At 61.2% G+C, this 24,493-nt stretch carries 20 protein-coding genes; 7 read left to right on the top strand and 13 right to left on the bottom strand.

Annotation, left to right across the window (positions count from 1 at the left end):
* Positions 1-23: 23 nt before the first annotated feature.
* The gene (locus tag K3F44_RS07750; protein ID WP_220633709.1) at positions 24-860 is read left to right on the top strand and encodes a bifunctional allantoicase/(S)-ureidoglycine aminohydrolase; all 837 of its coding nucleotides are present in this window, start codon (positions 24-26) and stop codon (positions 858-860) included.
* Positions 861-934: 74 nt separating this feature from the next.
* Here the strand turns inward: K3F44_RS07750 and K3F44_RS07755 are convergent, their stop codons facing one another.
* The 3 genes from K3F44_RS07755 to K3F44_RS07765 form a co-directional block, all read right to left on the bottom strand.
* Positions 935-1,201 carry a DUF1652 domain-containing protein gene (locus K3F44_RS07755; protein ID WP_101319784.1) on the bottom strand — a complete coding sequence of 89 codons (267 nt, stop codon included), beginning with the start codon at positions 1,199-1,201 and terminating at the stop codon, positions 935-937.
* Between the two features lie 216 nt (positions 1,202-1,417).
* A complete protein-coding gene (locus K3F44_RS07760; protein WP_220633710.1) occupies positions 1,418-2,302 on the bottom strand; it encodes a pirin family protein in 885 nt (294 codons plus the stop codon).
* A gap of 108 nt (positions 2,303-2,410) precedes the next feature.
* A complete protein-coding gene (locus K3F44_RS07765; protein ID WP_150569121.1) occupies positions 2,411-3,292 on the bottom strand; it encodes a LysR substrate-binding domain-containing protein in 882 nt (293 codons plus the stop codon).
* A gap of 157 nt (positions 3,293-3,449) precedes the next feature.
* Between K3F44_RS07765 and K3F44_RS07770 the strand changes: the two genes are divergently transcribed.
* Positions 3,450-3,851 carry a MerR family DNA-binding transcriptional regulator gene (locus K3F44_RS07770; protein ID WP_101319790.1) on the top strand — a complete coding sequence of 134 codons (402 nt, stop codon included), beginning with the start codon at positions 3,450-3,452 and terminating at the stop codon, positions 3,849-3,851.
* A 20-nt stretch (positions 3,852-3,871) separates the two neighbouring features.
* Positions 3,872-4,771, top strand: coding sequence for a hydroxymethylglutaryl-CoA lyase (locus tag K3F44_RS07775; RefSeq protein ID WP_220633711.1), 900 nt, complete (start codon positions 3,872-3,874; stop codon positions 4,769-4,771).
* 542 nt (positions 4,772-5,313) lie between these two features.
* On the opposite strand, the gene K3F44_RS07780 is transcribed toward K3F44_RS07775, so the two are convergent.
* Positions 5,314-5,835 carry an MgtC/SapB family protein gene (locus K3F44_RS07780; RefSeq protein WP_101319794.1) on the bottom strand — a complete coding sequence of 174 codons (522 nt, stop codon included), beginning with the start codon at positions 5,833-5,835 and terminating at the stop codon, positions 5,314-5,316.
* Between the two features lie 127 nt (positions 5,836-5,962).
* Between K3F44_RS07780 and K3F44_RS07785 the strand changes: the two genes are divergently transcribed.
* From K3F44_RS07785 to mapR, 3 genes are all read left to right on the top strand, one after another.
* Positions 5,963-6,202 carry a DUF3203 family protein gene (locus tag K3F44_RS07785; RefSeq protein WP_101319796.1) on the top strand — a complete coding sequence of 80 codons (240 nt, stop codon included), beginning with the start codon at positions 5,963-5,965 and terminating at the stop codon, positions 6,200-6,202.
* 120 nt (positions 6,203-6,322) lie between these two features.
* A complete protein-coding gene (gene ccoG, locus K3F44_RS07790) occupies positions 6,323-7,732 on the top strand; it encodes a cytochrome c oxidase accessory protein CcoG (RefSeq protein WP_220633712.1) in 1,410 nt (469 codons plus the stop codon).
* A 39-nt stretch (positions 7,733-7,771) separates the two neighbouring features.
* Positions 7,772-9,181 carry a GntR family transcriptional regulator MpaR gene (gene mapR, locus K3F44_RS07795; RefSeq protein ID WP_188036084.1) on the top strand — a complete coding sequence of 470 codons (1,410 nt, stop codon included), beginning with the start codon at positions 7,772-7,774 and terminating at the stop codon, positions 9,179-9,181.
* A gap of 556 nt (positions 9,182-9,737) precedes the next feature.
* Here mapR and K3F44_RS07800 read toward each other — a convergent pair.
* From K3F44_RS07800 to K3F44_RS07840, 9 genes are all read right to left on the bottom strand, one after another.
* Entirely contained in the window at positions 9,738-10,484 is a 747-nt protein-coding gene (locus K3F44_RS07800; RefSeq protein ID WP_101319807.1) for an SDR family oxidoreductase, read from the bottom strand.
* A 58-nt stretch (positions 10,485-10,542) separates the two neighbouring features.
* The gene (locus K3F44_RS07805) at positions 10,543-12,078 is read right to left on the bottom strand and encodes a DHA2 family efflux MFS transporter permease subunit (RefSeq protein WP_150572569.1); all 1,536 of its coding nucleotides are present in this window, start codon (positions 12,076-12,078) and stop codon (positions 10,543-10,545) included.
* Positions 12,075-13,268, bottom strand: coding sequence for an HlyD family efflux transporter periplasmic adaptor subunit (locus K3F44_RS07810; RefSeq protein ID WP_220633713.1), 1,194 nt, complete (start codon positions 13,266-13,268; stop codon positions 12,075-12,077). The genes K3F44_RS07805 and K3F44_RS07810 overlap by 4 nt, the downstream gene beginning before the upstream one ends.
* Positions 13,269-13,298: 30 nt before the next feature.
* Complete coding sequence (locus tag K3F44_RS07815) at positions 13,299-13,772, bottom strand: MarR family winged helix-turn-helix transcriptional regulator (RefSeq protein WP_101323035.1); 474 nt, start codon at positions 13,770-13,772, stop codon at positions 13,299-13,301.
* Between the two features lie 198 nt (positions 13,773-13,970).
* Positions 13,971-15,608, bottom strand: a complete 1,638-nt coding sequence (gene pgm, locus K3F44_RS07820) for a phosphoglucomutase (alpha-D-glucose-1,6-bisphosphate-dependent) (RefSeq protein ID WP_220633714.1) — start codon at positions 15,606-15,608, stop codon at positions 13,971-13,973.
* 86 nt (positions 15,609-15,694) lie between these two features.
* The gene (locus K3F44_RS07825; protein ID WP_220633715.1) at positions 15,695-17,956 is read right to left on the bottom strand and encodes an ATP-dependent DNA helicase; all 2,262 of its coding nucleotides are present in this window, start codon (positions 17,954-17,956) and stop codon (positions 15,695-15,697) included.
* Positions 17,953-19,605 (bottom strand): VRR-NUC domain-containing protein, encoded by a 1,653-nt coding sequence (locus K3F44_RS07830; protein WP_220633716.1) that lies wholly within the window; start codon positions 19,603-19,605, stop codon positions 17,953-17,955. Before K3F44_RS07830 ends, K3F44_RS07825 begins: the two co-directional genes overlap by 4 nt.
* 25 nt (positions 19,606-19,630) lie before the next feature.
* Positions 19,631-21,040: a hypothetical protein gene (locus K3F44_RS07835; RefSeq protein ID WP_220633717.1), complete on the bottom strand. Its 1,410-nt coding sequence runs from the start codon at positions 21,038-21,040 to the stop codon at positions 19,631-19,633.
* Between the two features lie 510 nt (positions 21,041-21,550).
* Complete coding sequence (locus K3F44_RS07840) at positions 21,551-22,573, bottom strand: zinc-dependent alcohol dehydrogenase family protein (RefSeq protein ID WP_101319824.1); 1,023 nt, start codon at positions 22,571-22,573, stop codon at positions 21,551-21,553.
* A 212-nt stretch (positions 22,574-22,785) separates the two neighbouring features.
* Here K3F44_RS07840 and K3F44_RS07845 point away from each other — a divergent pair, with 212 nt between their 5' ends.
* Positions 22,786-23,700, top strand: coding sequence for a LysR family transcriptional regulator (locus K3F44_RS07845; RefSeq protein WP_150572576.1), 915 nt, complete (start codon positions 22,786-22,788; stop codon positions 23,698-23,700).
* Positions 23,701-24,493: the final 793 nt, after the last annotated feature.

Here is a 24,493-nt window from a genome sequence, read left to right on the forward strand (position 1 = left end):
AGAACAACAAGTCGAGACTGTCCATGTCGAACCATTCCTACTTCGCCCCTCACGGTGGGCACCCCGCTCAAACCGAGCTGCTGACTGACCGTGCCATGTTCACCGAAGCCTATGCCGTTATCCCCAAAGGCGTGATGCGTGACATCGTCACCAGCCACCTGCCGTTCTGGGACAAGATGCGCATGTGGGTTATCGCTCGCCCTCTGAGCGGCTTTGCCGAGACCTTCTCGCAGTACATCGTTGAAGTCGCTCCGGAAGGCGGCAGTGAGCGTCCAGAGCTGGACCCGAACGCCGAAGCGGTAGTGTTCGTGGTCGAGGGTGAGATCGACATCACCCTGCAGGGCAAGCATCACACCCTGGCTCCTGGCGGTTATGCGTTCATTCCACCAGGCGCCGAGTGGAGCCTGCGTAACCACAGCAAGGCCAACGTCACCTTCCATTGGCTGCGCAAGCATTACCAGCGCGTCGAAGGCCTGGATATTCCAGAAGCGTTCGTCACCCACCGCGACAATGCGACCAAGATCGAGATGCCGGGCACCAACGGTGGCTGGGTCACAACGCGCTTTGTCGACATGGCCGATATGCGCCATGACATGCACGTCAACATCGTCACCTTCCAGCCCGGCGGCGTGATTCCGTTCGCCGAGACGCATGTGATGGAGCACGGTCTTTACGTGTTGGAAGGCAAAGCCGTGTATCGCCTGAATCAGGATTGGGTTGAAGTTGAAGCTGGCGATTTCATGTGGCTGCGCGCGTTCTGCCCGCAAGCTTGCTATGCCGGCGGCCCGGGTCCGTTCAGCTATCTGCTGTACAAGGATGTCAACCGTCATGTGCACCTGACACTCAATCCGCAGCGCTGAGTCAGCACAACGGGGCCGCTTAGCTGCGGCCCTTTGCCGCGATCGGCGCCGCAGCACACATCGACGACTCGCTGTCAGGCGATCCGCTTGGCTGCAACCGGCTGCTGTGCCTGACGTTGCTGAGCGCGCAGCTCTGCAACCAAACCCACCAGATCGCGGCAACTGTTAAGGCTGTCGATCGGCACATCAGTCAGGGTTACGCAGTGCTTCAAGCTTTGGCCCTCGCCCAGCCGGATGGTCAGGCTGGCACCATCAGGGCAACTGACCTCGCACCGATCAGGCAGGCAGGCCTGTTCGATGATTTGCCGCATTTCCAACATTGAAACACCTATCAACGACATGGTACGACCCTCTTCATGGGATGGCCTTTTGTCTTTGAGTGCACCGTCAAGGGCGAGGCGTCAGCTGAGGTTGCTCAATTTCAAGCGGCGGTCCATTCGCCAGAACATCCACTGCCCAGCCACCCACTAGCACCTTAGTGGAAGATCGCCGAGCCATGACGACCGTTCGATCTGCCATCGCCCTCGCGCGACGGGCGGTCCGCCTATGCCTGCCGCTCAGTGGGCGGCGCCATGCATACCACCCATACGTCCAAATCGACCCGCTTGAAAGTCATCCAACGCCTCGGCAATCTGCGCCTGGCTATTCATCACAAAAGGCCCATAGCCAACGATTGGCTCGTCGATCGGTTCACCGCTGAGCAGCAGCAGGACCGCACCCGCCTGCGCCTCGAGGTGGACCCCCGCGCCGGCTCGGTCAAGCAGCACCAAACTGGCCGGGCCGGCTGCGCGGTTACCATTGACCGTTACGCTGCCGCGCAGCACGACTATGGCGGCGTTGCGCCCAGTGGCGACCGGCAGTTGCAGCGTTGCGCCGGCGTTGAGGCGGACATCCCAGACATCCATCGCGGTGAATGTGCGCGCCGGGCCCGCGGCGCCCTCGAACTCGCCGGCAATGACTCGCAGGCTGCCGCACTGGTCTGCCAGCGGCACAACCGGAATATTCGCTGCCAGCAGTGTCTGGTAACCCGCCGGGGCACGCTTGTCCCGCGCCGGCAGATTGACCCACAACTGCACCATCTCCAGTGCTCCGCCGCTGCGGGCAAACGCTGGCGAATGGAATTCTTCATGGATGATGCCATCGGCAGCGGTCATCCACTGCACATCCCCCGGCCCGATCAAACCGCCGGCGCCCGTGGAGTCGCGATGCTCGACTTCGCCCTGGTAGACGATGGTCACGGTCTCAAAGCCGCGGTGCGGGTGTTCGCCAACGCCGCGCCGAGCGGTGGTGGGCGCAAAATCGTGCGGGCCGGCGTAGTCCAGCAGCAGAAACGGACTGATATGCCGAGCCAGTTGGTCATAAGTAAACAGGCTGCGCACCGGAAAACCATCGCCCACCCAGTGCCCGGCAGGGGCTTGATGAACGCCCAGAATGTCTTTCATGAGAGGTCTCCTTTTTGACCGGGTACAAGCTTACCTGCGGTGATAATCGAGCAATAGACGGTGTAAACAGCACTGATTGTCTCGCTGACAGGACAATCTGCGTGCCTGTCAGATGGCATGGACCATCAGAAGCTCTGTCAGCACCTGCGCCAACGAGCGCACCATCTGCTCGGCAGTTGGCCTGTGCACTATGACAATCTCGTAGCTGTCGACCTCCGGCAAACCGTGCTCGCTACCCAGTACGCGGTGTTCAGCCGTCGCAGCCCGCGGCGGCAGCAGGCTCACACCCATCCCATCGGCAACCGCCGCTTGAATCCCGCTCAGGCTGGAGCTGGTGAAGCTGATGCGCCAGCGCCGGCCCATGCCTTCGATGGCGTTGATCATGTCATCGCGGTACAGCCCACGCGGGGGGAAGGTCACAAGAGGAATTGGATCGAGTTCGAACGCCGGCAGCCGCGCACTATCGATCCACTGCAGGCGCTCGGGCCAGCAGGCCACCCCTTCGCGGCTGTTGCGCCGCTGTTTGAGCAGCACCAGGTCCAGCTCACCATTGTCGTAGGCTTGGCTAAGGTCGCGACAAAGCCCGCTGGTCACCTCGAGTTTGACCTGCGGATGGCGCCGGCTGAAGTCAGACAGCGCATTGGTCGTGCGCCCGCCGACGAAATCCTCCGGCACCCCAAGCCGCACCGTAGTGCCGACCATCGCGCCGGCCAGGGCTTCGAGCATCTGATCGTTGAGCGCCAGCATGTGCCTGGCATAGCCAAGCAAGGTCTGCCCGGCATCGGTAGGCAACACATCACGATTGCCCCGCACCAGCAGGCGATGGCCGACCATTTCTTCCAGCCGCCTGACTTTTTGACTGATGGTCGATTGAGTCGAGTGCAAGCGGGCTGCGGCAGTTGTGAAGCTGCCGCAATCGGCCACCACAACGATCGCCCGCAACAAGTCGAGATCGAACAACGCCCTATTCGATTTAACGCTGATAGACATCAGAGGATTCAATTTATAAATGATCAGTCTGACTTTTAGCATGCCTGCCAGCGCTGAACCACCCACGTGCTCCGCCAAGGGCCGATAAGCCCAGGATGCCTTGACGTAAACGTAAAGCTCCCAGTAGCTTAGTGCGATAAATCTTCCGAGCCCAAGCATGAGCACCCAGACCTACAGCATCTCCGACCTGTCCCGTGAGTTGGACATCACTACCCGGGCCATCCGCTTCTATGAAGAGCAAGGCCTGATCAGCCCTGAGCGGCGCGGGCTGGAGCGCATCTACAGTGCCCGCGACAAAGTCACGCTCAAGCTCATTCTGCGCGGCAAGCGCATCGGCTTTTCCCTGGCCGAGTGCCGCGAGCTGATCGAGCTTTATGACCCGAGCGGCGGCAACTTCAAACAGCTCAACAGCATGCTGGTGAAAATTGCCGAGCGGCGCGCTCAGCTGGAGCAGCAGATGCTCGATATTGAGCAGATGCACCTTGAACTGGATACCGCTCAGGAGCGTTGCGAGCAAGCGCTTGCCGCCACGCCCAAACCTTCCGACAGCACGTGCTGAATCGCCACAGGAACCCTGCCATGTCATTGCCAACACACGTTCGCCTGGTTGAAGTCGGCCCGCGCGACGGCCTGCAGAACGAAGCCCAGCCGATCAGCGTCGCCGACAAGGTGCGCCTGGTCGATGATCTGAGCGAGGCCGGTTTGTCCTACATCGAGGTGGGCAGTTTCGTCTCGCCCAAGTGGGTCCCACAGATGGCCGGCTCGGCCGAAGTATTCAGCGCGATCAAGCAGCTTCCTGGGGTCACCTACGCAGCGCTGGCGCCGAACCTGCGTGGTTTTGAAGACGCGGTTGCTGCGGGTGTCAAAGAGGTAGCTGTATTCGCCGCTGCTACCGAGGCGTTCTCACAGCGCAATATCAACTGCTCGATCAGTGACAGCCTGCAGCGTTTCGAACCGATCATGGAAGCAGCGCGCAGCCATGGTGTGCGGGTGCGCGGGTACGTGTCGTGTGTGCTTGGTTGTCCTTGTGAAGGCCGGGTCAGCGCCGAGCAGGTTGCTCCGGTCGCCAAGGCGCTGCATGACATGGGCTGCTATGAGGTATCGCTGGGCGACACCCTCGGTACCGGCACTGCCGGTGACACACGCAGATTGTTTGAAGTGGTCTCGGCGCAGGTGCCGCGTGCACAACTGGCCGGGCACTTCCATGACACCTATGGCCAGGCCCTGACCAACGTCTACGCGAGCCTGCTGGAAGGTATCCAGGTGTTTGACAGCTCGGTCGCCGGGCTTGGCGGCTGCCCTTATGCCAAGGGCGCTACCGGCAACATCGCCACTGAAGATGTGCTGTACCTGCTGCAGGGGTTGGGGATCGAAACCGGCATAGACCTCGACCGGCTGATCGCCGCCGGCCAGCGCATCAGCCAGGTGCTGGGGCGACCGACAGGCTCGCGTGTCGCGCGGGCCCGAAGCGCACAATGAGTCACGCTAATGTCATCAATGTGTGGGCCTGGTGTTACCGCCCCCACGTTGCGCAGCGGAAATTCGGGTAACAGGGAAACAATTCGACAGAATTTCCCGCAGTGAAAAGATGCAGAAAATAGACAAGCCCTTGATCTTCAAGGCTTTTAAAAAGTTGGCACGCCACCTGCTATATCTCTGACATAACAAGAACAAAAACGTGACACCCAATAAAAACAACAGGTAACGGCTCTGACATAACAAGAACAACACGGCAGAGGCGTAGCAAGCAGATTTTTTTGGAGTAGAACTGGTTTCCTGGGAGTTAACCCCGCGGCCTGACACAGAACAACAAAACTACCTTCAGGTAGCCACAGTCACGGTCGGATCAACATGATGAAAGCAGGTCAGCGCTCAAAAAAATACGTTTGCTCTTGACCCCGCATGGGGGTTGCTCGCAGCACCGAGGCAGGCTTACAAAAACAACAAAAGGCCCGTCTTCAATAATAACAACAGAGCAGGCAGCAACGATTTGAGGGGAGCTTCGGCTCCCCTCAGTGCTATCAGCCCTCTTCTTCCCGCTGCTTCTGATCGTTGCCTCCTTCGACCTTATCTACCAGCTTGGGCATGGTGCTCAGCACCAGCAGCGCCAGGATCGTACTGATCAGCGCAGTCGCCTCCCGCCCCATCCCGGCAGCCGTCCCAATGGCTGCGGTCATCCATAAGCCCGCCGCAGTAGTCAGCCCCTTGACGTGGCTGGGATCCTTGCCATTGCCTTTGAGAATGGTACCCGCACCCAAAAAGCCGATACCTGCAACGATGCCCTGGATTACCCGGCTCAGCGCCTGAGCATCTGCGCCGGCCATACTCGGCGCCAGCACGAACAGTGCTGCACCCACGGAGACCAGCATGTGCGTACGCACGCCAGCAGACTTGCCGCGGTGTTCACGCTCAAAGCCCAGCACGGCGCCCAACACCGCGGCCATCAGCAAACGCACCAGAATGCGTGTGACCTCCTCGACGTTGGTCACATCGGCAAACTCGGTCTGGATAGTAACCAGAATCCTCTCCCAGCCGCTTTCCATCAACATCCTCCTCTGCCCGTGTTGACGGTTGACCCCTCAGCCCACGCCGAAGTGCCGTTCGATCAGCCAATGCAGCAACCCGGGCAACCGTGCGGTCACTAATAGCAACCACCCAGAGGACGCTGACATGCCTATAGAAGTTGACCAGAACAGCCGCCACTGCACGCTCATCAGCGACAAGCTGCGGATCGAGGGCACTGGCCCGGAAGTCGAGATCGTCACTGACGAGCAGCTGCGCATGTCCGTCGCTGTGCTTGCCGGGGAGCGCATACCGATCACCGAAGCGGAGGCTGACGCGCTCACTGTTATCGGTGCGGTAGATAGCCGCAGGCATCTGAAGGCAAGCGAGCCTGGGTCGGTAATCTAAGGGTTCGCCGCGGCCCACGAGATAACTGATACGGTTTTTATCGCCTTAGCTGAGTCTGTGCTGCAAACAGTCACCGGCCCATAGTGCCCGGGTCTGTTGAAGCCTGATGAGCCACGCGACATGAGCGATAAGATTCCGTACCACGTGATTGAGGTAACACCCCCAGCAGCGCAAAGAGGCAGCGGTTACAGCGGCGGCGCCGTTCACACGCGCAGCTTCAGCGGCATCTACCGCAATCTTCGGATCGGTTTTGCCGGTGCCTTGTTTGCCTTGTTCTTCGGTACGGCCTGGCTGGACTGGGATGGCCGCCAGGCAGTGCTGTGGGATCTTGCTGACAGTAAATTTCACGTATTCGGTACCACCTTTTGGCCGCAGGACCTCATCCTCCTGTCGGCGCTGCTGATTATCAGCGCCTTTGGCCTGTTTGCCATCACCGTCTTCGCAGGCCGAGTCTGGTGCGGTTACAGCTGCCCGCAGAGCACCTGGACCTGGTTGTACATGTGGTGCGAAAAAATCAGCGAAGGCGATCGCAATCAGCGCATCAAGCTGGCGGCGGTGCCATGGAGCGTGAACAAAGTTGCCCGGCGGAGCTTGAAACACGCGCTGTGGCTGGCCATTGCCGTACTTACCGGGCTGACTTTTGTCGGCTACTTCACGCCTATCCGCCCCCTGGCGCAGGAGCTGCTGAGTTTGCAGCTGACGGGTGTTGCCCTGTTCTGGGTGCTGTTTTTCACCGGCGCCACGTACCTCAATGCCGGTTTTCTGCGCGAAGCCGTGTGCATGCACATGTGTCCCTACGCGCGCTTTCAAGGTGTGATGTTCGACAAGGACACCCTCGCCGTCGCCTATGACCCGCGTCGCGGCGAAGCGCGAGGCCCACGCAAGAAAGGCAGCGACCCGCGCGCGCAGCAGCTGGGCGACTGCATCGACTGCACGTTGTGCGTGCAGGTCTGCCCGACCGGTATCGATATCCGCCAAGGCCTGCAGATGGCCTGCATCGGCTGCGCCGCTTGCATCGATGCCTGCGACGGGGTGATGGACAAGATGGGCTACCCGCGCGGGCTGATCGGCTACAAGTCCGAGCACACCTTGCAAGGCGGCTCCACCCACTGGCTGCGCCCACGCCTGCTCGGCTATGTAACCGCGCTGGTGGTCATGATCGGCGCCCTGGTGCTCGCCCTGCAGGAGCGGTCGATGGTGTCGCTGGATGTGATCAAGGACCGCGGCTTGTTCCGCGAAAACGCCTTGGGCCAGATCGAGAACATCTACTTGCTCAAGGTCATCAACAAGACCCAGCAGCCACAGCGCTACCAGCTGCGCCTGGTGGATGCGGACGGCTTCGAGCTGCACGGCAGCACCGAATTCACCTTGCGCGCCGGCGAAATGGGCGAGCTGCCGGTATCGGTCGCGATGCTTGCAGAGCGGCCTAGCAGCAGCGCCCAGGACCTGACCTTCGAAATCCAGGACAGCGACGAGCCAAGCATTCGCAGCAGCGCGCGCAGCCGCTTCGTCGCGCCGTTGAACCGCTGATCCCTTACACTGAGCCATCACCATGCCTGCCGACCGCCCATGAAACGCTACGAACGCTTTGCCGATGACATTGCTGAACTGATCCGCTCCGGGGTACTCGGCCCTGGCCAGCGGGTGCCCTCTGTGCGCTACGCCAGCCAGACCCACGGGGTCAGCCCGTCGACAGTGTTTCAGGCCTACTACCTGCTCGAGCGGCGAGGTTTGATCCGTGCCAGACCGCGCTCAGGCTATTTCGTCAATGCGCATGCGCCGCAGCAGATGAGTGAGCCGCAGATCATGGCGCCAGTCAGCGAGTCAACCGAGGTTGACGTCAGCGGGCTGGTATTTTCCATCCTCGACTCGATCAAAGATCCCAATACGGTTGCGTTTGGCTCGGCATTCCCCAGCCCTGCGTTGTTCCCACTGCAACGCCTGTCGCGCTCATTGGCCAGCGCCAGCCGCGCGATGGACCCGCGCATGGCGGTCACCGACCTGTCGCCCGGCAACCCGCAACTGCGCCGGCAAATCGCCCTGCGCTACATGGTCGCCGGGCTGATGTTGCCGATGGAAGAGCTGTTGATCACCAATGGCGCGCTCGAGGCATTGAACCTGTGCTTGCAGGCAGTCACCGAGCCAGGCGACCTGGTGGCCATCGAAGCGCCGGCATTTTATGCGTGCCTGCAGGTACTGGAGCGGCTCAAGCTCAAGGCTGTGGAAATCCCCGTGCACCCGCGTGAAGGGATGGACCTTGGGGTGCTTGCACAGACCCTGGACAAGCACCCGGTCAAGGCGGTGTGGTGCATGACCAATTTTCAGAACCCGGTCGGTGCGAGCATGCCTGAGCACAAGAAGCAGGAACTGGTAGAACTGCTGCGGCACCATCAGGTGCCGCTCATCGAAGACGATGTATATGCTGAGTTGTACTACTCGCAGCAAGCGCCCAAACCGGCCAAAGCCTTCGACACCGATGGCCTGGTAATGCACTGCGGCTCGTTCAGCAAAAGCCTGGCGCCGGGGTATCGCATTGGTTGGGTCGCGGCCGGGCGCTTTGCGCAGAAGGTAGAGAGGCTCAAATTGATGACCTCGTTGTGCGCATCAATGCCTGCGCAGGCGGCCATCGCCGATTACCTGCAGCACGGCGGCTATGACCGTCACCTGCGCAAGCTTCGTTATGCGCTGGAGGGTCAGCAGGCGAGCATGTTGGCAGCGATTGCGCGCTACTTCCCGGCGCAGACGCGGGTCAGTCAGCCCTCTGGTGGATATTTCCTGTGGCTTGAGCTGCCAGAACAGATGGATGCGCTGAAGCTGTTTCACATGGCTGCCGCACAAGGCATCAGTATTGCCCCTGGGCCGATCTTTTCGCCGACCCGGCGCTTCGGCAACTGCATCCGCTTGAACTACGGCAGCCCATGGGATGCGAGCGCCGAGCAAGCCATGGAAACCTTGGGGCGAATTGTGCGCTCGTTCTAGTGGTGACCGACCAGTCAAGCTACAGTTGCGCAGTGAGACATAGCGCAGGATGCAAATATGCACGACCCTCAACTGCGCGCCTTGCGCCAGCAACTGGACGCCTTGCAGCAACGCAACAACGCCCTTGAAGCACAACTCGCGCAGCGCCAGTGAAGCGAGCAAAGTCTTTATCGCTTTGTCTTCGACACCATGGACATGGGCTGTTGCATCATCGAATTCTTCGACGGCCCGGCAGGCCCGCTGAGCGACTATCGGCATGTACTGACTAATACAGCTTGCTTCACCCATGCCGGGATCGACCCACTGGGCAGAACTATTCGCCAGTTGCCACCCGTCAGGCGGAATTCTGGGTCGAGTTCTACGGCCAGGTCTTGCCCTCCGGTGAGCCAAAGCAGCTCGAGCAGACGCTGGACGCGACAGGCACCGACAACGGCACAGGCATGAATTCGCAGATACTGCTCAAACCTTTGACCTTAAGACCTTGGCCCAACGCGTCAGTCAACTGTTGGCGGCGTCAGCACCATCGCAAGCCGGTCCTGAATGACGGGGATTTCGGCTAGCGCCCGCCGCCTAGTTCGATAAAGCTGCCGGTCGAGTAGGACGCCTTATCCGACAGCAGCCAGAGAATCGCCTCGGCGACTTCCTCTGGTTGGCCGCCCCGCCCCATCGGCAACCCTGCCTCAAGTTTGTGCACGCGCTCGGCATCACCGCTGAGCGCATGAAAGCCGGTGTGAATATAACCGGGCCGCACCCCATTGACGCGCACGCCTTCGCCGGCCACTTCTTTGGCCAAGCCAATGGTGAACGTATCCAACGCGCCTTTCGACGCAGCGTAATCAACGTACTCCGCAGGTGAACCAAGGCGCGCCGCCAACGACGACACATTGACGATCGCCCCACCCTGGCCGCCGTGCCGACGGGCCATGCGCAGCAAAGCATGCTTGGCACACAGCATCGGCCCGACCACATTGGTTTTCATCAGGTTGAGCAGGCGGAACTCGGACATGTCTTCCAGGCGGCTCTGCGGGCCGATGGTACCAGCGTTGTTGACCAGTGCCGTTACCGGCCCAAGCTCATGGTCAACGCGCTGGAACAGCTGGATGACCTCGTCCTCGACACTGGCATCGGCACGCACGGCAATCGCTTCGGCACCGCGCTCGCGGACCTCGGCGAGGATGCGCTCGGCTGCCTGATCGTCAGCATGATAATTGATGCAGATACGATAGCCTTGCTCAGCGGCAAGCCGCGCTGAAGCAGCGCCGATGCCACGGCTGGCGCCGGTAATCACGATAACCTTGTCCATCGATTGCCCCTGGGCGACTGATGGCACAAGGCTAACGCTTGCTTGCCTGAGTTGACAACTAATGTCCCGCTGAGGCCGGCCCGGCCTTGGCCGTAAACGGCGGCTTGGCAAACCATACCAACAGGATCAGGCCGGCGAATACCCAGGTCATCAGGGTGAAGTAGTCCACCGTCGACATCATGTAGGCCTGGCTGTTGACGATCTGCTCAAGCTGCGCGTAGCTCTGCGGGCTGGCACCCCCCAGTTGCTCAAGCGTATGCCGAGTGGCGGGATCGTACTGGCTGATGTGCTCGCTCAAATAGGCGTGATGCTGATCGGCCCGGCGAATCCAGATCCAGGTTGTCAGCGATGCCGCAAAGCTGCCGCCCAGGGTCCGCAGGAATGTCGCCAGGCCTGAGCCATCGGCGATCTGCTGCGGTGGCAGGTCAGACAGCAGAATGCTCAAGGTCGGCATGAAGAACAGCGCCACGCCGATGCCCATGAACAGCTGCACCAGGGCAATGTGCTGGAAGTCCACCTCGCTGGTGAAGCCGGCGCGCATGTAACAGCTGGCGCCGATCGCTAGAAATGCCAGGCCGGCCAGCACCCGCAGGTCGAAGCGGTGCGCATACTTGCCCACGAAAGGCGACATGATCACCGGCAGCAAGCCAATCGGCGCCACGGCCAGCCCGGCCCAGGTGGCGGTATAGCCCATCTGCGTCTGCAGCCATTGCGGCAGGATCAAGTTGATGCCGAAAAAGCCTGCGTAGCCGCCAACCAGCACGATGGTGCCGACGCGAAAGTTGCGATGGGCAAACAGCCGCAGGTTCACCACCGGGTGGCGGTCGGTGAGCTCCCAGATAATGAAGATGGCCAGGAACACCACCGAGATCAGGCTGCCCATGATGATGAACGACGACTCGAACCAGTCCAGGTCGTTACCCTTGTCGAGCACTACCTGCAACGCCCCCACCCCAATGATCAAGGTGATCAAACCGATGTAGTCCATCGGTTGCCGGCTGGTCACGACCGGTCGCGTGCGCATCTGCTGGCGCACCACGGCAGCGGCGAACAGGCCAATTGGAACGTTGATGAAGAAAATCCACGGCCAGCTGTAGCTGTCAGTAATCCAGCCGCCCAGGATCGGCCCGGCAATCGGTGCAACAACCGTCACCATCGCCAGCAGCGCCAGCGCCATCCCCCGCTTGGCCGGTGGATACACTGCAATCAGCAAGGTCTGCGTCATCGGGTATAGCGGCCCGGCGACCACCCCCTGCAGCACGCGAAAGCCAACCAGCTCAGGCATCGACTGGGCGATCCCGCACAGAAATGACGCCATCACGAACAACAGCGTCGCCCAGATGAACAGCTTGACCTCACCAAAACGCCGGCTTAGCCAGCCGGTCAGCGGCAAGGCAATCGCGTTGCTCACCGCAAACGAGGTGATCACCCAGGTGCCCTGCTCGTAACTGACACCGAGGTTGCCGGAAATGGTCGGCAAGGCGACGTTGGCGATGGTGGTATCGAGTACCTGCATGAACGTCGCCAGCGACAGACCAATGGTGGTCAGCAGCAGGCTTGGCGGAGTGAACTGCGCAGCGCCGTTGTTGTTCATCGCTGCGCCGTCTTGCCTGCGGCGCTGTTGTCATGAATCAAGCGCGCGATCAGTCGGTCAGCGTCGACCAGTTGGCGCTCATACACCTGGGTGCTGTAGCTGGCTTGTTGCGGAGGCTGTTGCGCCAGGGTCGGGCCGGTCTGATCGTGCAGGTCGACTTCAACCACCGTCGACAAGCCGATGCGCAGCGGATGATCGCGCAGCTGCTCGGGGTTAAGGTGCACACGCACTGGCACCCGCTGGACGATCTTGATCCAGTTGCCGGTGGCATTTTGCGCAGGCAGCAAGGCAAACGCGCTGCCGGTACCGGCACCGAGGCTGTCGATGGTGCCGGTGTACTTGATGTCGCTGCCATACAGATCGGCGCTGATCTCTACCGGCTGGCCGATGCGCATATTGCGCAGCTGGGTTTCCTTGAAGTTGGCGTCGATCCACACCTCATCCAGCGGGATCACGGCCATGGTCGCAGTGCCCGGTTGCAAGCGCTGGCCCAACTGCACGGTGCGTTTGGCAACATAGCCTGTAACGGGTGCAACCAAGGTAGTGCGAGCGTTATCCAGATACGCTTGGCGTACATCGGCAGCGGCAGCCATCACCTCCGGGTGCGAGGCCAACAGCGTGTCGTCAACCAGCGCAGTACTGGTGTTCAGCTGCTGCTGGGCGCTGTCCAAGGCACTTTGCGCGGAACTCAGGTCATCCTGGGCATGGGAGATCTCTTCGCGGGAGATCGCCCCGCTGTCGGCCAAGACCTTGCGCCGGTTGTAGTTATCGCGGGCTTTCTTCAATTCCGCAGCGCGGCTTTGCATCTGTGCCTTGAGCGAGTCGACGTTACTGTACAAGCCGCGGACCTGGCGCACGGTACGCGCCAGCTTGGCCTCGGATGACTGCAAGGCAACCTCGCTGTCGGCGGGATCGAATCGCAGCAAGACCTGGCCGGCTTGCACCAGATCGCCATCGTCGGCGCCGATACTGGTAACCGTGCCGGTCACCAGCGGAGTGATTTCCACCACGTTGCCGTTGACGTAGGCGTCATCGGTGCTCTCGTGCCAGCGCCCGACCAGGCTGTACCAGGCCCAGGCAGCAGCGCCACCGAGTATCACCAGCAAGAGCACGGCCAGCAGCCAGGTCTTGCGCTTGCGCGAATTTTCGGGAGCCGGGGAAGATTGGGTTGTGTCCGCAGGAGTGGCCATGACAGTACCTTGGAGAATTCGTAACAGGGATCAACGATCGCCGAAGCGGCGGATCGTCAGAGGGTCGCCGGCATTGAGCAGGACCTTGGCCAACAGGCCTTCGAGGGTCTGCAATTCTTCAGGCTGGAGCACGCCGACCAGTTCGTTCATTGCCGCTGCGCCTACTTCGGGCACGCGATCTGCCAGGCGCTGACCGTCGGCGGTCAGGGCCAGGCGCACCTGACGGCGGTCGTCCGGGCAGCGATTGCGCAGGATCAGCCCTTTGTGTTCGAGGCGGTCGAGCATGCGCGTCATCGAGCCGCTGTCCAGGCCCAGGTAGCGACACAGCTCGGCCGGGGTGTCGACCTGGTACTGAGTGACGATGATCAGCACCTTGAATTGCGCGGCCGTAACCCCTTCGCCCTCGAGATGCGCGTCAAGAATGCGGTCCTTGAGCAGCGCCGCTCGGCCAAGCAGCATGCCGATCGTGCAGGTCTGGAAGTTTTCAGGACTGAAATGCGACATCGGCTTGCACCCCAGCTCAGACAAATGTGTGTGCAAATATTACTGCTTAGGCAGTGAATGTCAAAGCCTTGATTAGGGGGCTATGTAAATTGCCGATGATTGGCGGCAATGCCTTATCTCTGAAGGCCGCAAGGCTCGCCCACAAAAAAGGGGCACAAGGCCCCTTCTCTGCTTTCGATATTCAACTCAGCTCGCTTATCAGGCGATAGCTGCATCCACCAGCACCTGAGCCTCCTTGACCAGGCGCTGCAAGTGCGCCTCGTCGATAAAGCTCTCGGCGTAGATCTTGTAGATGTCTTCAGTGCCCGACGGCCGCGCGGCAAACCAGCCATTGGCCGTCATCACCTTGAGCCCGCCGATCGCCTGAGCGTTACCCGGCGCGTGACTGAGGATCTGCTCGATTGGCTCGCCCGCCAGTTCAGTCGACGTCACCTGCTCGGGCGCCAGCTTGCTCAGCAGGGCTTTCTGCCGTGGATCGGCCTTGGCCTCGACTCGGGTTGCGTAGGGCTTGCCCAGCTTCGCAGTGAGGTCGGCATAGATCTGGCTCGGGTTACGTCCGGTGCGGGCAGTCATCTCCGCGGCAAGCAAGGCTGGAATAAGCCCGTCCTTGTCCGTGGCCCAGACCGATCCGTCGCGACGCAGGAACGAGGCGCCGGCACTTTCTTCGCCGCCAAAGCCAAGCGAGCCGTCGAACAGACCCGCAGCAAAGTACTTGAAACCGACTGGCACTTCGTAAAGGGTGCGGCCAAGCGCTGCAGTCACGCGGTCAATCAAACCACTGCTGACCACGGTTTTGCCCACTGCAGCATTGCTGCGCCATTGCGGGCGGTTGCGGAACAGGTAATCGATGGTCACGGCCAGGTAGTTGTTGGGTTGCAACAGGCCCTCGGCGGTGACGATGCCGTGGCGGTCGTGATCAGGATCGCAGGCAAAGGCCACATCGAAGCGGTCGCGCAGGCCGATCAGGCCCTGCATAGCGTAAGGCGAGGACGGGTCCATGCGGATCTGCCCGTCCCAGTCGACGCACATGAAGCGGAAGGTCGGGTCGACCTCGGTGTTGACCACTTCCAGGTTCAATTGGTAGTGGTCGGCAATCGCCTGCCAGTAACGTACCCCGGCACCGCCCAGCGGATCGACGCCCAGACGCAGGTTGGCCGAGCGGATTACCTCGAAATCGATCACGTTTTCCAGGTCGGCGACGTAATTGCCCAAGTAGTCGTGACGCTGGGTAGTCGGCGCTTGCAGCGCTTGCGCATAGTCCATGCGCTTTACCCCAGCCAGATCTGCGCCAAGCAGTTCGTTGGCCTTGGCCTCGACCCACTTGGTCACGTCGCTGTCGGCCGGCCCGCCATTGGGCGGGTTGTACTTGAAGCCACCGCTCTGCGGTGGATTGTGCGACGGCGTGATGACAATGCCATCTGCCATGCCGCTCTGGCGGCCGCGGTTATAGCAAAGGATCGCGTGCGACACCGCAGGCGTTGGGGTGTATTCATCGTCCTTGGACAGCATCACCTGCACGCCGTTGGCGGCCAGCACTTCCAGCGCGCTGGCGGCCGCCGGCGCGGACAACGCATGGGTATCGGCACCGATGAACAGCGGCCCGTCGATGCCTTGCTGCGCACGGTACAGGCAGATGGCCTGGGTGATCGCCAGCACATGCGCCTCGTTGAAGCTCAACTCCAGCGACGTACCGCGATGCCCCGAGGTGCCGAAGGCCACGCGCTGGGCTGCCACGGACGCATCAGGGCGGCCGGTGTAATAGGCGGTCAACAGGCGGGGAATATCGACCAGCACACTGGCCGGAGCCGGCTTGCCTGCCAAAGGACTGAGCGTCATGCAGAAACCTCGAGTTCAACGAATGTGAGTGTTGGAACACGCAGTGTACTGGGAGTTGCAATGCCGTGCGATGGGGCCTGCGGGGATTATTCGCTAGCTATCTGCCACCATTTGGGAAACATCTGCTGAACGCGTGTTTCAGCGAAGCGCTCGTCGATCAAAAGCAACACGCCGCGGTCCTGATCGCCACGAATGACCCGCCCTGCGGCCTGGATTACCTTGCGTACGCCGGGGTACAGATAGGCGTAGTCAAAGCCGGCGCCGAACTGCCGGCCCAGGCGTTGCTTGAACTGCTCATTGATCGGGTTGACCTGTGGCAAACCCAGCGTGGCAACAAATGCGCCGATCAAGCGGGTTCCCGGCAGGTCGACGCCCTCTCCAAATGCGCCGCCAAGCACCGCAAAACCAATGCCCTCGCCATCCGGGACAAAGCGCGCCAGAAACGCTTCGCGCGCAGCTTCGTCCATGCCGCTGGCCTGCTCCCAGCGCGGCAACTGCGGATAGCGCTCGGCAAGCAGTGCGGCCACCTGTTGCAAGTACTCGAAGCTGCTGAAAAAGGCCAGGTAGTTGCCAGACTTGCTGCGGTACTGCTCGGCGATCAGCTCGACGATAGGCGCCAGTGACGCCTGCCGTTCGCGGTAACGCGTCGACACATGACTGATGATGCGTACCTGCAATTGCTCGGCCTGGAACGGCGCGGCAACATCGAGCCAGGCCGTGTCGGCCGGCATCCCAAGCAGATCGGCATAGTAATGCCGAGGGCTGAGCGTGGCAGAAAACAACGTGACACTGCGCGCAGCGCTCATGCGCGGCCCAAGCAGGCGGGCCGGGACAACATTACGCAGGCACAGCGTGCTCAGGCGTCTGTTACGCGGGCCATTACGCACGCTGACATCAAACAGAAAGTGCTCGTCGAACAGCTCGGCAATGCGCGTGAACTGCAGGGCCTGGAAAAAAAACTGCAGCAGCAGCGGATCAATGCCCAGAGGCGATTGGTTGAGCTGCTCCTGGATCAAGCCAACACATTGCTGCAACGCCCCGATAAAGGCTTCTGGCAGGCGCTCGCCGGCTTGATACGGGACACGCTGGTCTTTATGCAGGGCATTCCATTGGCGGTTGAGCCGATCCAGCGCGCTGCTCAGCCCTTGCGGTTTGCTTTGCCGAAGCGTCAGCAACTGGCCCTGATCGAAACTGGCGCTGTACATCGCCCGACCACGCTCGACCAGGTTGTGTGCTTCGTCCACCAGCACTGCCACGCGCCACTGATTGAGCTGCGCGAGGCCAAACAGTAATGCGTGGGCATCAAAGTAATAGTTGTAGTCCGCCACGACCACGTCCGCCCAGCGCGCCATCTCCTGACCCAGATAATAAGGGCACACCTGATGCGCCAGCGCGACCTCGCGCAACGCTTCGCGATCCAGCACCGGCACAGTGCCAGCGGCCTCGCGGGCAGCCGCCAGGCGATCGTAAAAGCCTTTGGCCAGTGGGCACGACTCGCCATGGCAGGCGTTGCCTGGATATTCACAGGCCTTGTCCCGCGCGATCAGCTCAAGGCTGCGCAGAGCCGGCTGCGGGCTGGCGGCGGTGAGCTGGCGCAGGGCATCCAGGGCCAGTGCCCGCCCCGGGGTCTTGGCGGTCAGGAAGAACACCTTGTCGAGCTGCTGCGGCACCACCGCCTTGAGCAATGGAAACAACGTGCCAAGTGTCTTGCCGATGCCGGTACTGGCCTGAGCCATCAGACAGCGACCGGTGCTGACGGCCTTGTACAGTGTCTCGGCCAACTGGCGCTGGCCCTGGCGAAACTGCGGGTAGGGGAAACTCATTGCCTGCAAGCCCTGGTCGCGCGCTTGCAAACGTTGCTCCTGTGCCTGGGCCCAGGCAAGAAAGCGTTGGCATTGAACCTCGAAAAACAGCTGCAGATCTGCTGCGCTGTAGTGCTCGCTGATCAGCGTTTGGCGGTCGCTGTCGACATCCAGATACACCAGCGCTACGTCGATGCTGGGCAACTGCCGCGCCTGGCACAGCAACCAGGCGTAGACCTTGGCCTGCGCCCAATGCAACTGGCGATGGTTGGCTGGCTGGCGCGCCAGATCACCGCGGTGGGTCTTGATTTCTTCGAGGCGGTTGCGCGCCGGATCATAACCATCGGCGCGGCCACGCACCTGCAGGCTGAGGTATTGGCCTTGCAGGCTGACTTCAGCTTCATAACCCACCTCGCGGCGTGCCACTACCCGGCGATGGCCGGCGATGCCCTCCTGCGCAGTGGGTGATGGGGTAAAGCGCAGGTCGAGGTCGCCGACCTTGGCGCTGAATTCGCACAAGGCGCGCACGGCGACGGTATAACTCATGCCTGGGCAGCCGCCCAACGCACATGGCAGACGGTAACCGGCAGGCCGTGTTCGCGGCAGAATTCGATCCAGCGCAGCTGATTGTCCTGGAGCCGATCGCCCGGTCCTTTGACCTCGATCATGCGATAGCTGCCCTGCTCCGGCCAGAACTGAATCAGGTCAGGCATGCCTGTGCGGTTGTTGCGGATGTCCTGCAGCAAGCGCAGGAAGCACTGTTTCAGATGCATTGCCGGCAGGCAGCTCAGGGCCAGTTCAAGCAGCTCCGTGGGCAGCATCGACCAGAACACGAACGGCGACTGCAGGCCATATTTGGCCTGATAACACGCGCGGATCAACTCGCCATGGCTGGCATCATCGAGCCGCCCCAGGCAGCTGTCGAACAGCGCGCTGCGGCGCTCGCGAAAGTCAGCGTCATGCAAGTCCTGCGGCGCGCTCTGAAACGGGTGAAAAAACGCCCCGGTCACGGGCGCGAAGATCGGCTCCCAGCACAGCAGCCCGAACAAGCTGTTGAACAAGGTGTTCTCGACGTAGTGCACCGAGCCACCCTCCTGTGCCAGGTGCTCCTGCACGGCCCGCTCGACACCCAGCGCAGCCATCTCGGCGGGCAGTTCGAGTTCGAGGAGGGTAACCGCGCCAACCCGCCGCCGCGGCGTCGGTGGCCCGCCGAGCTTGCGTGCCAGGCGCGGCAGCATGCGCGCCAGGGCCTGTGTTTCGAGCGGGTTGGCAGGCGCACTGGCCATCTGCTCAGCAAGCCTGTGCGCCCTGCTCCACTGCTCGCTGCGCTCGTGCACACGCACCTGGCGAATACGCGCCTCAGGATGCTGGCTCTGCTCGTAGACCGCCAATGCCAGCTCCCATTCGGCCAAGCGTTCGCAGTGCTGGCCAACGCTGAACAACAACCGCGAGCGCCGCCGCGCCAGCCAGGGGTTGTCACTGTGCAGGCCGTCGAGTTCCGCCAGCAGGGTTGCCGGCGCCTCGCCCTGCTCCAGGCGCTCGGCGCAGTGATGCAGGGCCATGGCCAGGTCGACTTCGGCACGTTTGCGCAGGGCACGAGAGTCATCACTGAAAGGGACTTTTTCAAAGCGCAGCACGCCGGTATCGGCGAGCACGAAGTCTGACCAATCCTGGTAGAGGTTGCCAAAAAACAGCAGGCGCAACCGATCACACAGGGGCTGCAATCGCCAGTGGATGACCTTCACATCAAAGCCGGCGAACCATTGGGCCAGCGGCCTTGGCTCCAGCTGCAGGGCTTGCAGTTGCAGCAGCAGATCAGCCTTGGCTGCCCGTGGCCTGACCAACTGCGCGGCAAAGCACGCTGCCAGTTCGTCTTTGCGCAGCAAGGCAAACAACTGCTCGATCGTCAGTGGCGCGCGCTCGCAGATCCAGCCCAGCTCTCCCAGCGGTCGCAGGGCTGAGTGGGCATCACCAATCTCGGCATAGGTCAGCTTGTCAGTGCGAAACAGCTCACCTTTGCGCATCACCATACGTACCAGCAGCGCCTGGGCGGGCTGCGGCAGGCGCTCGAACGCAATCAGAAAAGCCTGCTCGGACTCATCGAGCAGATCGTGGTAACGCTGGGCGACCCACCCCAGCACCTGGCGAAAATTATGCAGGTAGTAGAGCGGGTCTTCGACGGAATGGGCAATCACGGTACGGGTCAGGCAGCGGGGACAGCTACTGGTTATACATACAGATAGCTGATCCTGGCAAGCACTCCGGATCAGTGGTCGTCAGCTCATCGGCACTGCGCAGCAAGCACAGGGCCATGTCGCGTCGGGCCAGGTACTCCAGCATGCGCCTGGCGGGCTGCCCCACCTGCCGCCCATACACCGCACGCAACTGCACCAGGCTCAAGCCGCTTGCCTCGACCAGCCAATGCAGGACGCCATCGGGGCATGTTTTGCCCAGCAGGGCCCGATGCAGGTAGGGCATGGCCACCAGCATCCCCGGGTGATAGCACTCGATAAAGCTCACCAGGCCAGCACCGTGACCAGCAAATGGGGCATGCAGCAAACAGATCAACTGCTTCTCGGTCAGCTCCAGCACCTGCATCAGACGCGCTTGCGCCATTTCGTCGGCGGCCTGTTCTGTGCGTGGTTTAAGGCCCAGCCGCAGGTTTGCGCCCTTGACCCGACGCTGGACAATGCGCTCGCGCAACTGCCGGAGCTGGGTCAAGGCATCCACCTCAAAGCACACCGCCAGCGGTGGCAAACACTCAAGCGCGACGAGGGGCGCTTTCAACAGCCGCTCGAACTCAAGGTCCGCCGGCTTTTGATCGAGCAGGTCGTCAACTGCGATCACCTGCAAGGACGCACCATCGCTGCTATCGGTTGGCGCAAGCGCAGCTTGCGACGGCGTAGCGACAACGTCATGCAGCCAGGCCAGCGCCCTGATAAGGTAGGCGATATCCAGCGAGAGCGGGTGCAAGCCGGGCTCGTCAGCCAGGCGCAAACAACGCCGGCACCACGCCAGGTAGCGGTAGCGCTGGCGGGGCGGCAGCATGGTGATCAGTGCCAGTACGCCTTGCGCATCGCTCAGCACCTGGTTACACGCGCTGGCCATCTGCAAATGCAGGCGGCTGCCAAGCAGCGCCTCTGCCGCGCCGCCATTGAGATGCCCAAACAGCAATAACGCATCGCGGGTCGGTATCCAGTCCGCGTGCTGTGTTTGCGGCCTGCGGCTGAAGGGCACCAGGTGCTGGCCCTGGATCATCAGCAACTCCACGCGCGGATCGTCCTGCAGAAACAAGGTGCTGAAACACCGCTCGTGATAGTCCAGCACGGCCTCGCTGGCCGCCGGCAGCGAGGCAACCAGCACTTTCAGCCTGAACGTCTGCGGCGCACGCTGGGCGATGGTCAGCTGAGCTGCGCGCAGCGTGCTCAGCAACAAAGCGCTGTCACGGTCTGCGCCGTGAATCACCAGCAGTTGAAACTGGCCAAGACAGTCAACCCCTCCCGCTGCGACCATCAGCCGTTGAATCAGCAGCTGCATCGAGGCGCGCAGTGCTTGCGACATATGCTCCATCAAGTGTTCAAGCACTTGCGTGTAGACATATTCCAACGCTTGTTCATGGATATTGCTCATGACGGCACTCCCTGTTTCAGACCACTCATCCTCGAACTACCGAGTATGAGCAATCTCAATGTGTCGATAAACTTTTGGGAAATTTCCCACAAGCAATTGCGAAACCATGGCTTAGTTGCTGAGCTTCACATCCTCTAGGCACAAGCGCTCGCTCGCCCCTCCTCCGGACCAGCGCCTGAGCGCCTGTGACTGCGGCGCGTGCTGTGAGCCTGGCAAGCTGATGAGTTCGTCCTGGGCGATTAACGCCAAAGTTCTGGGAATAAACGCTTCATCCAAGAATTAACGAGAAAACCATCAGCAAGCAAGCACAACAATCAAGCAGCTCAATCGTAAATTAGACGGAGAAGTTTCAGCGACAGGGTAAGCTGTAGGATATTTACTTAAAGCGTGTAGGATTTATCCGAAGTAACGCTTTGATACGGAATTAGCCGCAATCAACAACGAAAAAGGGCCGCAATGCGGCCCTCTCAAAGGTGGGACTGATTACCGCCAGCCTGGCGGCAGCAGGTTTCAAACCTGGCCCATGTCCAGCACCACCCGGCCACCGCATGGGCACTCGTCCATGTAGCGATGAGCCTCGACCACCTGACTGAACGGATACACCTTGATGATCTGCGGCGTCAGCAACTGGTCAGCCGTGAACTGGTTGATATCGCGTAGCGCACGCTGCAAGGCGACCTGATCCTGGCTGATACCCAGCTCCGGCTTGCCGATGAAGTTGCCGATGCAGTGCACGTAGAACTGGATGTTCTTCTGAAACGCCGCGCACGCAGGGAACGGCGTCTGGTTGCCACCTTGCAGGCCATACAGCACCAGGCTGCCACGCGGCGCCAGAACATCGCCCAATAGCGACATCTGCGGCCCACCCAGGCCGTCGAGGACCATGTCCACGCCGCGCCCGTCGGTGTACTTGCCGATCTGCATGAGCAGATCCTGCTCCTCGGTGACGATGACCTTGTCAGCGCCCAGGCCCAAGAGGTATTCGCGCTGTTCCGGGTCCTTGGTTGCAGCAAACACCTTCAAGCCCAGCGCCTTGCCCAGCTGGACAAATGCCGGCCCGGCGCAGTGGCTGGCATCAGTGACCAGCGCGGTCTGGCCGGCCTTGGCCCGCGCCAGATCAACATAGGCGAAGTAGGCGATCAGCAGCGGCGTGTAATGCACGCTCGCTTCGACCGGAGAGAGAATATCCGGGTAGCGGGTGATCGCCGTGCGCGGCAAGACGATAACGTCACCGTACACCGGATGATCATTGGCGCTGGTGGCCGGGAAGCTCGCTACCCGATCACCAACAGCTATATCGTCGACGCCAGCGCCTACTGCGGTGACCACGCCGGCCATTTCCTGGCCGATGCCGGCTGGCAAGCGCGCCTTGGACGGTGCCAGGTTCTGCCGCCAGAGCACGTCATACCAGCTGACGCCAATCGCTTCGACGCGGATCTGCAGCTCGCCGGCAGCGGGCGACGGCGCGCCCTGCTCCTCGATGCGGAGCACATCGGCGGCGCCGAAGGAGTGGAATCGGATCATGCGGGACATCGCATACCTCGCCTGTGTGAATCTCGTATTACCACGAACTTTATCCGGGCTTTCACCGTTAGACCATCAGTGGCGATTAATAGTCGACATGCCTGTCATTGATTGGGCACCCTGCAAAATCGCAGATTGGCTCCCGGAAATCGGTGCAGGGTAACAGCCTTTGGCCGTAAGATTCACCCCTGCCCACCTCTGGCGATAGGCTAAGCGCATCGATGAACCGTAACGACCTGCGTCGTGTAGACCTCAACCTGCTGATCGTGTTCGAGACCCTCATGCACGAACGCAGCGTGACCCGCGCCGCCGAGAAGCTGTTCCTCGGCCAGCCCGCGATCAGCGCCGCGCTGTCGCGCCTGCGCAATCTGTTCGACGACCCGTTGTTCGTGCGTACCGGCCGCAGCATGGAGCCCTCGGCCCGCGCCCAGGAAATCTTCGCTCTGCTCTCCCCCGCGCTCGACTCGATCTCCACCGCCGTCAGCCGCGCCGCCGAGTTCGACCCGGCTACCAGCACCTCGGTGTTTCGCATTGGTTTGTCCGACGACGCCGAATTCGCCCTGCTGCCGCAACTGCTCAAACGCATCCGCGCCGAGGCGCCAGGTATCGTGCTGGTGGTGCGCCGAGTCAACTACCTGTTGATGCCGACCCTGCTCGGCTCCGGCGAAATTTCGGTAGGGGTGAGCTACACCAGCGACCTCCCGGCGAATGCCAAGCGCAAGGTGCTGCGCCGCAGCAAGCCCAAGCTGCTGCGCGCCGACAGCATGCCCGGCAGCATCACCCTGGACGACTTCTGCGCTCGCCCGCATGCGTTGGTGTCGTTCTCTGGTGACCTGTCCGGTTTCATCGATGAAGCGCTGGATGAGATTGGCCGCAAGCGCCATGTGGTGCTGGCGGTGCCGCAGTTCAATGGGTTGGGGAGTTTGCTGGGCGGGACCGACATTGTCGCTACGGTGCCGGATTACACCGCCGCAGTGCTGACAGCAGGCGGTGGGTTGCGGGCGGAGGATCTGCCGATTGAGGTGCAGAGCTTTGAGCTGCACATGGCTTGGCGTGGAGCGCAGGATAATGACCCGGCAGAGCGGTGGTTGAGGTCGCGGATACAGATGTTTTTTGGCGATCCGGACAGCTTGTGACTGAAATCCCTGGGGATTCAGGTAGCGTGCGATTTCGATTTTGCAGCACGGTCGTAATCGGTAGCAAATGGAGCACGCTTGCAACAGCCCCCACACACAACCTTTCACTCGCTCATCAACCAGCATTTTTCAGTGCATGCAGAGCTCCTGTGCACCACGTTGAAGCACCCAGGCTCATAGGCTCAAGCGCACGCAAGGCTGCCGAGCGCAGGCGATCCTACGATTAACGCAATTGGTAGGGTGCTTACGACTTGGCTTGCTATTTGCTATCAATCTGCCATCCGAGTGTCGCGGTTGGAGAGGCAAATGTCGCTTTCAAGTAAAGTCATGCAGTTATCCTCTAGCGAAAAGAACTGGCTACCCTGGTTCGGCAAAACAGGAAAGATTGCGATGGGGTGGTCATGCCGGCTTAATCGGTCGGCTTATCCTGTGATCGAACAAACCTTTGAAGCCATTGCACAAACCCGCGTGCAGTTGCTACACAACTGGACCCGCGAGCAATGGGAACACCTCGCGGAACTGGCGGAAACGCTCGGTCGTGATATTGCCCATACCGACAGGTATGCGCTGATGGACAAGCTCAGCCAAGCCGAAGATTTTTCCGAGCTGTTTGTTGTGGGTGTCGACGGGAAAGTCATCACCTCTACCTGGAGCGGACGCTGCAACAATAAGCTTGAGAACACCCGCGCCTTGGCCGAAGGGTTGAAAGCACCGTTTCTACATGGCCCCTACATCGATCCATTGACGTTGCAGATCGGTCCATCGACTTCACGCTTTCACGATGAAGTCACGT

It is taken from the genome of Pseudomonas sp. S07E 245, from assembly GCF_019599025.1.
GTDB classification, from domain to species: Bacteria; Pseudomonadota; Gammaproteobacteria; order Pseudomonadales; family Pseudomonadaceae; genus Aquipseudomonas; species Aquipseudomonas shirazensis.

Coding starts and splice junctions, on each gene's coding strand:
- mapR (WP_188036084.1), top strand. CDS start 7,772: ATGAAACGCTACGAACGCTTTGCCGATGACATTGCTGAACTGATCCGC.
- K3F44_RS07755 (WP_101319784.1), bottom strand. CDS start 1,201: ATGTCGTTGATAGGTGTTTCAATGTTGGAAATGCGGCAAATCATCGAA.
- K3F44_RS07775 (WP_220633711.1), top strand. CDS start 3,872: ATGTCATTGCCAACACACGTTCGCCTGGTTGAAGTCGGCCCGCGCGAC.
- K3F44_RS07760 (WP_220633710.1), bottom strand. CDS start 2,302: ATGAAAGACATTCTGGGCGTTCATCAAGCCCCTGCCGGGCACTGGGTG.
- ccoG (WP_220633712.1), top strand. CDS start 6,323: ATGAGCGATAAGATTCCGTACCACGTGATTGAGGTAACACCCCCAGCA.
- K3F44_RS07750 (WP_220633709.1), top strand. CDS start 24: ATGTCGAACCATTCCTACTTCGCCCCTCACGGTGGGCACCCCGCTCAA.
- K3F44_RS07825 (WP_220633715.1), bottom strand. CDS start 17,956: ATGAGTTATACCGTCGCCGTGCGCGCCTTGTGCGAATTCAGCGCCAAG.
- K3F44_RS07845 (WP_150572576.1), top strand. CDS start 22,786: ATGAACCGTAACGACCTGCGTCGTGTAGACCTCAACCTGCTGATCGTG.
- K3F44_RS07810 (WP_220633713.1), bottom strand. CDS start 13,268: ATGGCCACTCCTGCGGACACAACCCAATCTTCCCCGGCTCCCGAAAAT.
- K3F44_RS07835 (WP_220633717.1), bottom strand. CDS start 21,040: ATGAGCAATATCCATGAACAAGCGTTGGAATATGTCTACACGCAAGTG.
- K3F44_RS07815 (WP_101323035.1), bottom strand. CDS start 13,772: ATGTCGCATTTCAGTCCTGAAAACTTCCAGACCTGCACGATCGGCATG.
- K3F44_RS07840 (WP_101319824.1), bottom strand. CDS start 22,573: ATGTCCCGCATGATCCGATTCCACTCCTTCGGCGCCGCCGATGTGCTC.
- K3F44_RS07800 (WP_101319807.1), bottom strand. CDS start 10,484: ATGGACAAGGTTATCGTGATTACCGGCGCCAGCCGTGGCATCGGCGCT.
- pgm (WP_220633714.1), bottom strand. CDS start 15,608: ATGACGCTCAGTCCTTTGGCAGGCAAGCCGGCTCCGGCCAGTGTGCTG.
- K3F44_RS07780 (WP_101319794.1), bottom strand. CDS start 5,835: ATGGAAAGCGGCTGGGAGAGGATTCTGGTTACTATCCAGACCGAGTTT.
- K3F44_RS07770 (WP_101319790.1), top strand. CDS start 3,450: ATGAGCACCCAGACCTACAGCATCTCCGACCTGTCCCGTGAGTTGGAC.
- K3F44_RS07785 (WP_101319796.1), top strand. CDS start 5,963: ATGCCTATAGAAGTTGACCAGAACAGCCGCCACTGCACGCTCATCAGC.
- K3F44_RS07805 (WP_150572569.1), bottom strand. CDS start 12,078: ATGAACAACAACGGCGCTGCGCAGTTCACTCCGCCAAGCCTGCTGCTG.
- K3F44_RS07765 (WP_150569121.1), bottom strand. CDS start 3,292: ATGTCTATCAGCGTTAAATCGAATAGGGCGTTGTTCGATCTCGACTTG.